The sequence below is a fragment of the Streptomyces sp. Mut1 genome (genome assembly GCF_030719295.1).
Lineage (GTDB): Bacteria > Actinomycetota > Actinomycetes > Streptomycetales > Streptomycetaceae > Streptomyces > Streptomyces castrisilvae.
Window position 1 is genome coordinate 7,633,894 of record NZ_CP120997.1, and the last position, 12,449, is coordinate 7,646,342.

Annotated in this window: 6 protein-coding genes and 3 pseudogenes; 6 read left to right on the forward strand and 3 right to left on the reverse strand. The window is 67.4% G+C overall.

What is annotated here, in order from left to right; all coding sequences use genetic code 11:
* Positions 1–209 precede the first annotated feature (209 nt).
* A complete protein-coding gene (gene istA, locus P8A18_RS33040) occupies positions 210–1,820 on the forward strand; it encodes an IS21 family transposase (RefSeq protein ID WP_306061296.1) in 1,611 nt (536 codons plus the stop codon).
* 11 nt (positions 1,821–1,831) lie between these two features.
* A pseudogene (gene istB, locus P8A18_RS33045) lies at positions 1,832–2,628 on the forward strand (IS21-like element helper ATPase IstB).
* A 13-nt stretch (positions 2,629–2,641) separates the two neighbouring features.
* Here istB and P8A18_RS33050 read toward each other — a convergent pair.
* A complete protein-coding gene (locus P8A18_RS33050; RefSeq protein WP_511101558.1) occupies positions 2,642–3,169 on the reverse strand; it encodes a bacteriocin immunity protein in 528 nt (175 codons plus the stop codon).
* Positions 3,170–3,602: 433 nt separating this feature from the next.
* Here P8A18_RS33050 and P8A18_RS33055 point away from each other — a divergent pair, with 433 nt between their 5' ends.
* A complete protein-coding gene (locus P8A18_RS33055; RefSeq protein ID WP_306060593.1) occupies positions 3,603–4,052 on the forward strand; it encodes an effector-associated constant component EACC1 in 450 nt (149 codons plus the stop codon).
* Between the two features lie 22 nt (positions 4,053–4,074).
* Positions 4,075–8,577, forward strand: coding sequence for a caspase, EACC1-associated type (locus P8A18_RS33060; RefSeq protein ID WP_445978209.1), 4,503 nt, complete (start codon positions 4,075–4,077; stop codon positions 8,575–8,577).
* A gap of 426 nt (positions 8,578–9,003) precedes the next feature.
* Here P8A18_RS33060 and P8A18_RS34405 read toward each other — a convergent pair whose 3' ends face one another.
* Entirely contained in the window at positions 9,004–9,534 is a 531-nt protein-coding gene (locus tag P8A18_RS34405) for a DUF397 domain-containing protein (protein ID WP_371933746.1), read from the reverse strand.
* Between P8A18_RS34405 and P8A18_RS33070 the strand changes: the two genes are divergently transcribed.
* Both P8A18_RS33070 and P8A18_RS33075 read left to right on the forward strand, forming a co-directional pair.
* Complete coding sequence (locus P8A18_RS33070) at positions 9,417–9,692, forward strand: hypothetical protein (protein ID WP_306060597.1); 276 nt, start codon at positions 9,417–9,419, stop codon at positions 9,690–9,692. The genes P8A18_RS34405 and P8A18_RS33070 overlap by 118 nt on opposite strands.
* Before the next feature lie 854 nt (positions 9,693–10,546).
* Positions 10,547–11,025, forward strand: a pseudogene (locus P8A18_RS33075) (transposase); the annotation flags it as partial.
* A 25-nt stretch (positions 11,026–11,050) separates the two neighbouring features.
* Here P8A18_RS33075 and P8A18_RS33080 read toward each other — a convergent pair.
* Positions 11,051–11,669: pseudogene (locus P8A18_RS33080) on the reverse strand (TnsA-like heteromeric transposase endonuclease subunit); the annotation flags it as partial.
* Positions 11,670–12,449: the final 780 nt, after the last annotated feature.

Below are 12,449 nucleotides of genomic sequence, written 5' to 3' on the forward strand. Positions count from 1 at the left end.
GTACCTGGGCCGCCTCGAAGACATCTCCCCGGTGACGATCAGTTACCGCTTCACGGAAAGTGAGCCAGAACCTGAGTTGCGAGAGCGCCTGTAGCCCAGGGGTGAGAGCGCCCTCGTTCACGGGAGAGTGATGTCGCTGAGTTTTGAGAACGCCTGGCTGCTTGCTTCGGGACCATGGTTGTGCTCTGCACGACGAGGGGGCCGGGGTGTTGCCGAAGTGCAAGGTCGATCTGTACGCGGCGATCCGCCGTGATGCGAAGGCTGGTCTGTCGATCCGTGCTCTTCAGCGAAAGTACGGTGTCGGGTTCCTGACGGTGCAGAAGGCGTTGACGTCGGCATGGCCTGAGCCGAGGAAAAAGCTTCCGCCGCGGCCGACGCGGCTGGATCCGTACAAGCCGATGATCGACGAGATGCTGCGGGCCGACCTGGACGCGCCGCGGAAGCAGCGCCACACGGTGAAGCGGATCTTCGAGCGGCTGCTGGACGAGCACGGTGCGGACGAGATCTCGTGCCAGATGGTCCGCGGCTACGTCGCTGACCGGCGTGAGGAGATTCGGATCCAGGCCGGGCGGGGTGTGGTGGAGGCCTTCGTCCCGCAGACGCACAAGCCCGGAGTAGAGGCAGAGGTCGACTTCGGTGACGTGACGGTGCGGCTGGCCGGCGAGCTGGTGACCTGCTACCTGTTCGCGTTCCGGCTGTCGTACTCGGGCAAAGCCGTTCACCGAATCTTCGCCTCGGCAGGTCAGGAGGCGTTCTTCGAGGGCCACGTCCACGCTCTCAACACGTTGGGCGGGGTGCCGACCGGGAAGGTCCGCTACGACAACCTTAGGGCCGCGGTCGCCCAGGTGCTGGGCTTCTCCCGGCATCGCGTCGAGGCCGAGCACTGGACCGCGTTCCGCTCCCACTATGGCCTGGAAGCCCTCTACTGCCAGCCCGGGATCCGCGGGGCCCACGAGAAGGGCGGCGTTGAGGGCGAGATCGGCTGGTTCCGCCGCAACCACCTCGTCCCGGTGCCCGAGGTCGCGACGCTCGCCGAGCTCAACGCGCTGATCGACCGGTGGGACCAGGAGGACGACGCCCGCCGGATCCGCTCGCGTCCTCGCACGATCGGCGAGTACTTCGCGGCCGAGCAACCGCTGCTGGCACCGCTTCCGGAGGAGTCCTTCGAGACTGGTCGGCTCTTCACGCTGCGGGTCGACCGCTACGGCCAGATCAGCGTCCGCACCAACCGCTACTCGGTGCCGGTCCGGCTGATCGGCCGGAACGTCCGAGCGATGCTGCACGCTTCCGAGCTGGTCGTCTATGACGGACGGGACGAAGTCGCCCGGCGTGAGCGGCTGATCGCCGACGGTGGTACCCGCCTCGAACTGGACCACTACCTGGAAGCTCTCGTGCGCAAGCCCGGCGCCCTCCCGGGAGCGACCGCGCTCGACCAGGCACGCTCCGCGGGCCGATTCACTCCCGTCCACGACGCCTGGTGGGAAGCCGCGGTCAAGGCCCACGGCCAGCGGGACGGCAACCGCGCGCTCATCGAAGTTCTCCTCCTCGGCCGGCACCTGCCCCACGAACACCTGGTCGCGGGACTCGCCGCGGCCCTCAAGACCGGGGCGCTGACTGCGGACGCCGTCGCTCTTGAAGCCCGCAAGGCAGCAGACACCGACACCGCCGAAGTCCCGGCCCCCTCGGCTGGGAGCCGGACCGGCATCGCCCCGCTGCCTGCTTCCGTCCGGGCCCACCTGCCACCCGACAAACGGCCTCTGCCGTCGGTCGCTCCCTACGACCAGGTCCTGCGGCTCCGCCGCGACCGCCCCACCCCCTGAAGGAGAACAGCGTGTCCATCCCCCGCCAGCGAGGACTCACTGAGCAGGCCGCCACGGCCGCGATCGACCAGGCATGCCGGATGCTGAGGCTGCCCACCATCCGGTCTCAGCTCCCCGAACTCGCGGAAACCGCCGGCCGCGAGCAGATGTTCTACCTCGGCTTCCTCTCCGAGTTCCTCCTAGCCGAGTGCGACGACCGGGCCCGCCGCCGCTCCGAGCGGCGCATCAAGGCCGCAGGCTTCCCCCGTGACAAGTCGCTGCGCAAGTCCGACTTCGACGCCAACCCCAACATCGACCCGGTGATGATCCACACCCTCGCCAAATGCGAATGGATCAGGAAGGGGCTGCCGCTCTGCCTCATCGGCGACTCTGGCAACGGCAAGTCACACCTTCTGATCGCTCTCGGCACCGAGGCCGCGATGGCGGGCCACCGGGTCAAGTACGTCCTCGCGACCAAACTGGTCAACGAGCTCGTCGAAGCCGCCGACGAGAAGCAGCTGACCAAGACCATCGCCCGCTACGGCCGCGTCGACCTCCTCTGCATCGACGAACTCGGCTACATGGAACTCGACCGCCGCGGCGCCGAGCTCCCTTTCCAGGTCCTGACCAAACGCGAGGAGAAGACAGCGTCGCCATCGCGTCCAACGAGTCGTTCTCCGGATGGACCAAGACATTCACCGACCCGTGCCTCTGCGCGGCCATCGTCGACCGCCTCACCTTCGGCGGCAACATCATCGAGACCGGCACCGACTCCTACCGCCTCGCCACCACCCGAGCCCACGCCGAACATCAGGCCACGGCCAGCTGACTCCCCACACAGCTCAAAGCACGATCGGCTGGTACTTCAGAGCCTCGTCGACAATCTGCGCCGCAGACGCGTCCTGAAGGCCGTCCAACGGATGGAAGACCAGGTCACGCACCCGGGGATGCGGCACATTCGTCTCCAGGAGCAGCAGGTAGTAGTCGCTCTCCGATGCTGCCGTCAGGAGTCTGCGAACGATCTCAACGAGCTCGTCCCGGGTGATGTCCGCAACCTCGGGACGAGCCGGCCTGGCCGCCTCCCGAGCGAACTCTTCCAGGCTCCTGCTTTCGGCGTATTCGACGAAGTCGAGCGCCACATAGTCGTGACCGGTCGTCGCGTTGAACGCCGCGATCGCCTCGCCCGCCACCTCCGCGCGAGCCTCCAACAGGTCAGCGATCCGCTCCACCTCGGCGCACAGCTCGTCCAGCCGCTGCCGACTCACAGGCGGCGGCAACAACTCCGGTCTCAGATCCACAACCGCATTATGTCCGCCAGTGCCGACACGCCCGAGCCGCGACCTCTGGGTGCTACCAGTTCTCATCAACATTCCTGGACATGTCGATCAAGAACCGATGCCAAGCCCCATCGACATTCGCTCTCCGTTCTCACCTACGCAGCCAGGGCGGGTTCTTCCGCCGTCGTCTTCTCCGGGGCGAGGGAGACCGGCTGATGGAGGTGGGCGAGCAGTATGGCGCTGGAGGCGGCGCGCCCGCGTCCGGTGGTGGCGATGTCGTCGGCCCGCTCGTTCGAGATCCCGACGGCCGCCAGGGCCTGGAAGACGGTGAATCGCGCCGCAGTGGCCTCGCTGTGCCGAGGATTGGGCTGCCAGCGCAGTCGGAAGATTGCGGGCAGCCTGCCGCGCCGAGTGGAGTTGTGTGACCCTCTCCCGTAGAACGCATTCAGGCGGGAACGTCGTAGCCATCGGGGAGAACGCTTGGGCACAGCGGTCTTCGGGGAATCGGGACGAGGGAGAAGGTGACGTGGTGCGGAACATCGTTTTGTCCGTCAGCGAGGGTGCGGCTCAGACCGCCGACCTGGCCGCCTGGCTGGATGAAGAGGACACCCTGCGCGGGCACGTGCGACGTGAGGCCAGTCCCGTCCCCGAGGGGGCTCTTGGCGGGGACCTTCAGCAACTAGTGGTGGGCCTGGCCTCCGGCGGGGTTGCGACCGCCGCGGCCAGCGTGATTGTGGCCTGGCTGAGACGTCGTACCGGGAGCGTGTCCGTACGTGTCACGAGGCCGGACGGCTTCGAACTCGAAGTGAACGCGGACCGGGTCCGGGCCATGGACGCCATACAACTGCGCGCTCAGGTAGACCAGTTGTTCTCAGCCGCGTGGCCCGACGGCCCCGGGCACGAGCTAGGCGCGAGGGCCAGTGATACGGGGGCCGTCCGTTCGGACGCCAGCATCAGCGGGCCCGACGGTGAGTGACCACGGCGGCAGGCCCACCGGAATGGGCCTGGGCGCGCTGGCCCAGCCGGGATCACGTGTCTTGCTCGTGGGGACCGGCTCCCACCCACCAGGATCGCAGTTACCTTCCATTCCTGCGGTGGAGCCGTCGCTGTGGGAGCTGGCCGCAGCCCTGCGGGAGCGCGGCCATGTGCCGGAGGAGAACCTGCGTGTTCTGGTGGATCCGGCCAGTCCGCTGAGGTTGGGGGAAGCGGTCGACAGGGCGGCCGCGGAAGCGACGCGCGCCCTGTTGGTTTACGTCGTCGGCCATGGCCTGGTGGGCCCCGACAACGAGCTGCACCTTGCGACGTGCGCCACCGACGATCTGATGGACGGTCTCTCCTACAAGGCGCTGGCGTACGAGGCCGTGCGTCAGGCGGTCCGGCGCAGCAGTGCTCATGTCGTGGCAGTCATCCTGGACTGCTGCTTCTCCGGCCGGGCTCAGACGCCGCTGGGGCCTCCCGCTCTGGACGCGATCTTTGAGCAGAGCCTGGTGCGGGGAGGCTTTCTGCTGGCCTCCACCGCGCGCGAAGAGCACGGGCTGGCCCGCCCTGGCGAGATGTACACCGCGTTCACTGGTGGCCTGATCCAGCTGCTGCGGGAGGGTGATCCCACCGGGCCCGAGCGGCTGACACTCGATCATGTCTACCGCTACCTCAACCGGACGCTGCCCGCCGCCGGTGCCCCGAGGCCGCGCCGGCACAGCAGTGACCAGGCCGGGGAGCTGGTCCTCGCCACCAACTCCGCCTACCGCCCTCGCCACCCGGTGCCGGCCGCGGAGCAAGGATCCGCCCCGGATGCCTCTGCGTCCCAGGGTCCGGGCGCCGAAACAATCGACGTACCGTGCCCCTTTGTGGGCCTGGAGTCCTTCGGGCCTACCGACGCTCGGTACTTCTTCGGCCGAGAAAAGGCCGTCGCGGACATCACTAACCTCGTCCGCGACGGCGGCCTGATAGCGATCGTGGGAGCCTCTGGCAGCGGCAAGACGTCCCTGCTGCGTGCGGGGGTGATCCCGGCGCTGGAAGCGCTCTCTGAGGGGTGGAAGGCCGCCACCATGAAGCCCGGAACGGCTACCCCGACCGCCACGCTCTCGAACTACTCCAATGCGCTCGCGGACCACGACCGGGCCATGCTCCTGGTCGACCAGTTCGAGGAACTCTTCACCGCGGACGTTCCGGAGGACGAGCGGGAACGCTTCATCTCGGACCTCACAGCCCTCGCCGGCGGCCCGACCACTGTCGTCATCGCCGTCCGGGCCGACTTCTACGAGGCCTGCACCCGCTACCCGGCCCTGTTCAAAGCACTGGAAGGCCGTCAGGTAGTCGTCGGCCCCATGACCCCCGAGCAGCTTCTAACAGTGATTGAGCGGCCGGCCGAGGCCGCCGGGCTGCTCCTGGAAGAAGGGCTGGTCGCCACTCTGCTCCACCATGCCCGCGTGCATCACGCCGGCGGGCAGACCGCTGTGCTGCCACTGCTCTCGCACGCTCTGCTGGCCACGTGGCAGCAGAAGTCGGGCACCGAACTGACCCTGGCCGGGTACCAGGCCACTGGTGGGATTGAAAAGTCAGTCGCAAACACCGCGGAAGCGGTGTACAACGCCCTGAGAAATGAAGATCAGCCCCACGTGCGCGGCCTGCTGCTGCGGTTGGTGCGCCTGGGTGAGGGCATCGAGGACACCCGCCGCAGACTGCCTCTGGGCGACCTGGCCTCTCCCCACTACCTCGCCTCGGCCGAGCAGGTAATGCAGGCGCTGGCCGATGCCCGCCTCGTCACCGTGGACACGGACAGCGTCGAGATCGCCCACGAGGCGCTGCTGTACGCCTGGCCGCGGCTGCGCGCGTGGATTGACGAAGACCGGGCCGCCTTGCTCACCCTCCAACAACTCTCCGACGCCGCCCTCGCCTGGGACCAGGCCGGACGGCAGGAGACGGATCTGCACCGCGGACCTCGCCTGGACACCGCCGTGCACGCGGCGAGGGGGCAACAGGCTGACGATGGCACGGACCGGATCCTTGGCCCGGTCACGCGCGCCTTCCTGGACCGAAGTCTCGAACACCGGCACATCCAGGAGCATGCGAAGCGCCGCGCGCGCCGCACTCGCCGTGGGGTGACCTCCGCGGTGTGTGTTCTGGCGCTGCTGGCCTCCGTGGTGACCTTCATCTCCGTGCGTGAGCACCGGCAGGCCATGCACCAGACGGCCCGGATCCGCTCGGCCAGCCTGGCCGCCGACGCGAGCATGGTCACCGCCACCGATCCGGGGCTGGCCGCCCAACTCGCCGTCGCCTCTTATCGTTCCGCGCCGACCGAGGACGCCACCACTCAGCTCTACAGCTCACTCGCCACGCCGCTTGACAGCGTCGTCGGCAAGACCGGCCGTCAGATCATGCGGATTTCCACTCAGCGTGACGGCGATCTGGCCGCGGCCTCCAGCACCGACGGGTCCGTTCGCATCTGGAACTTCGCCGATGCCTCCGCACCCGTCCTGGAGGCCAGGCTTCGCACCGCCGGAACGGCGGCAACCGCGCTGACCCCGAACGGCAGGCTGCTGGCGGCCACCTGTCCCACCGAACGCCGTCTGTGTCTGTGGGACCTGTCCGACCCTCACAAGCCCAAGGTTGCCGCGCCCCTGCCCCGGCCTGCCGGCAAGAGTATGTACAAGATCATGTCGATGGCGACCAGCTCGGACGGCAAGCTCCTGGCTGCGGCATCAGGGCTGGGCATCACCTTCGTATGGTCGATCGCCGACCCTGCGCGGCCTCGACTCGTGGCCGAAATACCAGCCCCGACCAGCAGGAAGTCTGACGGCCTTGGCGCAGTAGCCTTCTCCCCGCGCGGCAGCCTGCTTGCGACCACCGTCCTGGGCGGAAAGACCCGGCTGTGGGACCTCTCCCGCCCGTCCGCTCCAGCCTCTAAGGCTACGATCGCCAAGGGATACGCTGCGGTGGCCTTCAGCCCCGATGGCGCCCTGCTGTCCGCGGCCGGGGACAGGGATTTCGGTCTCTGGAAGGTCAGTGACCCCGCCAAGCCCCGGTCGGTGGGGGCCGACGGCTTCAGCCTTGCCAGTTCGGATTTGACGAACATGATGGCGGTGGCCTTCAGCCCGGACGGGGCCACGCTGGCGGTCAGCGGCCTGGGCAGCTCCAGAAACGGCAATTTGTGCCTGCTTGGTCTTGCCGCAGCGAATCAGTCCGACTCCCCGTCTGCCACGTGTACCCCGACCGGTTTCGGTATCCTGGCGCTTGCGTATTTGCCTGGCGGCGCACTGTTGAGCGGCGGCCCCGATGGCGTGGTGCGGTCGTGGCGCTCACCCCTGCCTCTGGTCGCCGACGCGCAATCCCCCTACCTCGACTCGTCGTGGGACTTCGGCGCCAACGGACGGCTGATGGTGGGGGCCATCTCGCCCTACTCCTCATCGTCCATCGGTGTCTGGGACACCTCGACCGCGCGTCGTGTCGCCACGATCAAGCTGTCCGACACGGTGCAGCAAGCGGAGTTCGCCGGTCAGACCTCGCTGCTGAGCGTCGCCCACGACGGCAAGATCCAGCTGTGGGACCTGCGTGACCCGCACCACCCGGTACGGGGTACGTCCTTGGGTGCCGCCCACTTTCCCACCATCGGGAACGTCATCGTCGGCACGGGAGTCGTTGCGAATGAAGCCGGCGACCTTGTCACGGTCCAGGGAACCGACCGCCGCGTGCACATCTGGCATGTCACGGACGCACACCATGCGGCCGAGGTCGGCTCCTTCCCTCTCTCTGACCCCGACAACTGGAGCGGCATCATGCCTGACGGACGCACCGCTCTGGTCGCCACCACGAAGGGAATCGAGTGGTGGGACACTAGCGACCCCCGGCATCCGGTCCGCAGGGGCACCACACGGCTCGCCAATGCGAACAAGGTGAGTCTGGGAACCGACGGTGACCTGGTGGTTGTCTCGACCCCGCAGGAGTCCTCCGACTTCAGCGGCGGCAACATCGTCCGGCTGCTCAGAGTCAGCGCAGGCAAGGTGACCGCGTCGTCCAGGCTCCAGGGGACCGTCGGCGCGGAACTGAACTTTAGCGCCGACACCGGGGTGTTCGCAGCCACGGGCAGCGGTGACAGCTCCGTGCGCTTCTGGGATATTTCCGACCCCCGGCACCCACGACTCCGTGCCAGCGTCCGTACCCCCGCAGGCACCCAGGGCGTCTCATTCGACCAGGACGGCCGCATGGTGGCTGTCCGGACTATGGACGAAATCCAGCTGTGGGACATCGGCGACCTTGCCCAACCGGTCCACAAGGCGACTATTTCGTCACAGGACAACAACATCACGAGGACAGAGTTCCTCCCTTCGGGCGACACACTCGCTGTCGCCCGAAGGGACGGGATCGCCTTCTACAGCTCCGATCTCGCGGGTCTCGCCGATCGAGTCTGCTCCTACACCGGCACGTCCATGTCCAAGGACCAGTGGAACGAGTACGCGCTCGGCATCCCCTACAGCGCCCCCTGTCCGAGCCAGGAGCGATAGCCGGCAGTCACTGTGGGCTCGGTTCACTTCACAGAACAGCGTTCGACAGCAGTTTGGGGGGCTTCCCACAGCCCGGGGCGTGAGCGAGACAACCGCGGTGACGACGCCCATCACGACCACCGCATTCCGACCTGGGACAGCTGGTCCACCCGCTCCGGGGACAGGGCGGCGGCCCTGCATCGCGACGGCGTGGACGGCAGTAGCGCGGAGCCGCTCCGGGACCAGGCATGAAGAGAGGGGGAGTAAATGGCAAAGGGGCGGCCTCGGGCCACGCTGTCGCCGACGCCGTATGGCTGTCCGGGATCGTGCCCCCGTGGTGGACGAGCGGGCAGACCTCCGTGTGCATGGACCTGTCCGGCTGGATGCCCCTGGTGACCAGGGGCAGGTTCCCCTGTGCACAGCCGCGGTGACCACAGCGATCGCCAGCTATTGCGCCCGCCGCGCCGAGCAGCTGCGCGGCTCCTCCGGCCCTTTCGCGGGTTGTATCAAGGGCGGGCACCAAGTCACCCACCGGATACCGGGGCTTGTGCCCCAGTGTGTGGGGGTCCGGGGGTGTCTGAGCTGGATTCGTATGTTTTCGTCGAGCGTTTTGAGGTATGTGGTCCTGGTGGGGGAGGGGGTGGTGAATGGGTGGTGGCTGAGGTCCTTGGTGTCATGAACGAGAACGCCGCCGGCTGCCCGGGCGGCCTCCACGCAGGCGTCCTCGAATTCGGTGCTGTAGCTGCTCTTATGCCAGCAGTTCATGAGTGGGAGCGTCATGATGATCCTCCTGGTCGTAACGAGAGTGCAGAGTCGGATGCCTTGGGGCGTTGATTCTGCGGGGTAGGGGGGAGAGGGACATGTCTGATCGGATGAGGCTGTCGCGTTGGACGTCGGCGGAGGTGGATGTCTTCGAATGGGCGAGGGCGTTATTGAACGTGGTGATTGCCGCCTGCAGCGGCAGGATCGGGGACGCATCGATTCGCGGGGCTGCCCGGGCCTTTCGTGCTGAGCGGGCCCTGCTGCTCGAAGCGCGTGATCGGATGGCCGCCGATGACCAGGACCGCATCGCGGTGATCCTGCGCGAGGTGCCCGACCAGCTGACTGCCGTCCGTGAAGGCGGCAGCGGTGGGTGAAGAGTGAGAGGCGACACGGCTGCTGACGGGCGAAGGGATCACGGAGATCGTCCGAGAGGATGTCCTGCCGCCTCTGGCCCTCATAGTGTCTCAGGACACACCCTGCATGATCGTCTTCGGCGGGCCCCAGGGGTCAAGGAAGACGGCCCCGCGCCCGAGTGTCTCGGGCTGGGCGAGGACATCGTGTTCTACGACGGCGACGACCAACTATTTCCACCCGCACTGCGATCGTCTCGCCTGCGAACAGGGGGCCCCGGAAGCGTCCCGCTCACCGGCCCTGATAGTGGAGGTCGTCCGAGCGGCGGTCATGGATGAGGTGGGGACCAGGTGGCTGAGCATCATGGTCGTCGGCTCCTTCACGAGTCAGGACTCAGCTTGTTCTTTGATTACCGTGGGTAGCTGTTTCGACTAGCTTCACGAGGGGTGCCAGGATTTGTGGCAGTTCGTTCTCGGAGGTGAGCACCGGTTGGTCCTGCCAGGTGTGCTCGGTTCCGGAGTCGATGAAGAGCAGTGAAGTAGTACCCGATTCCCAGAGGAACATGATCCCTGTGCGCTCGTCGGATTCCAGTGTGAGGCTCACTGCTGTGGCCTTCGGCCGTCCTCGGGATGGGGTTCCTGGGACGGGTCGCTTTACCGTAGAGCTGATCCCACGAGAGCGAAGCTCGTGTTCATGTGCGGCATACCAGTCCTTGAGCCACTGAGCGATCTCTGACATTGCGCCCCCATGTGGGCCTCGAACGGCCGTCGGAATTGATCGTAAGCCTGGCAATCATCGGACGCAGGAACGGCCTTCGTCTGATCATGTGCTCCGGCCAAGGGTGCACGTGACCAAGACGAAGGCCGTGAGGGTGAGTCTGCTGCCTGGTGCTGTCCGGAGGGATGCGTTCGCGCAAGCGTCAGCCTTCGAGGTGAGTTCTATGAGTGTCTGACCACACGGCGCGACGAGTTGTTCGAGCTGGTGGACGCGGTGCTGTGTGCGGACGGTGCGGTGAAGTCCCCGGTGGACCTGACGCTGCTGCCCGAACATCGACGTGGGCACGGAGCGATGTACGGCGGCCTGAACCACGGCCTGAACCACGGCCGGATCGACGTCGGTCGGTTGCGGACGGTGCTGGCCGGACTGTCGCTGCCTCGGTTTGCCGGCGGGCGGCTGGTCCTCGCGGTAGATGTGTCGCCGTGGCTTCGCTCGGACGCGCCGTGCTCAGCGGACCGGCTGTTCTGCCACGTCTACGGCCGGTCGAAGACGGCATCGTAGTTCATCCCGGGCTGGCCCTACTCCTTTGTCGCCGTGCTGGAGCCGGGCGCCACCTCCTGGACCACGGTCCTGGACGCGGCCGGCTGGGTATTGTGCCGTGCGTTCATCCGGCACCTCCGGCCTTGTCCTGCTCGTTCGTGCCCTGCGGGCCGACGAGGACGCGTTCGTGCAGCGGCGCCTCCAGGTCCGTCGTGAGCTGTCCGTGCCACAGGGCATGGTAGAGGGCGGGAAGCACCTTGATCGGGTCACCGACAGCTTCGGCTCCTTCCAGCAGCGGCCGCGGCCGCGCGAACGCCTCCAAAACCGTGGGCGTCAGGCCCGGGTGGCTGGCGTTGCGGGGGTGGCGGTAGCCAGCCAGCCACTTCGGATTGGCGGCCGGTACATCGTCGAGCGGTGCAAGGCGCCGGTAGGCCCAGCCGACGTCCGTGCATCTGCGCCATCGCTTCGGCGGCGTTCATTGCGCGTTCGCCGCCGGCGTCGGGGTGGCCGGGGCAGTCGGCGAGCAGCGCGGTGCCGTCGCGGTACTGGGCGAAGAGCTGCGGCACCCAGGACCGCGCCTGCCCGAGCCGGTCGTGCCACAGCAGCTGTACCGGCCGCCCAGCCAGGCCCGTCACGTCGGGGTCGCGGTCCAGCACCATGAGCTGGGTGCGCATCGCGTTCGACCCCGCGGCGACGTGCCGTCCGGTGGTGGCCGACCACCACAGGCCTGGCCCCCAGCGCCTCCAGGACGTGGCGGCGCTCCTTGGTGTGCGGGTACATGCGCGGCAGCACCGTCTCCCGGACGAACATCTTCAGGCGCACCAGGTCCGCCCGCTCACGCTGCCTCACGTCCGCGATATGTGCAGCCAGTTCAGCGGCCCCGGCCGGCCGCCACGCCGTGACCAGTCCCGGTCCGAGATGCCCACCAGGGCCTCGCTCACGGCCATGGCGCCCTCATCCCAGCCATCCTCGAACGCTTCACCCCGAGAGGCCGGCGCCATCCTGTCCAGCTCCACGACCTTGCACTGGCCCCGGCGACCGCCCAGGCCTCCAGCGCCGCCACCAGACCGTCCGCCTCAGCCGCAGGTGCGCCCTGGGCGACCAGGAGCGCGAACAGCTTCAACTGGGCGTTGCTGCCCCCCCCCGTCTGGTACTGCTTCACCTTCCGAACGGAAATCGCTGCTCAGCGCTTGAGCCTTTCCGGTAGATTCGCCGTGACTGGTCATCAGCGGTCGTTCCTCTCGAACGTGAGGGAGTTTTCCAGATGGCGGGGTGTCCCATCTTTCCGCCAACAGTACATGTGCATCAAACTGGATGCACCCACTACACCGAAGCCCGAAACGAACGAATGCCCACCACCTCTGCATGGCCAGCCGAGCCCGCGTAGCGGGCTTCAGGCCCTGAAGGCGAAGCCGGAAGGGCCCGGGGTGGGGGAGCGCAGCGGACACACCCTCAGACGAGTGCGAAGCACTCGTCAACTCCCCAATTGCATCTGACATCACGCCAGACCGGGCCCCGCAACG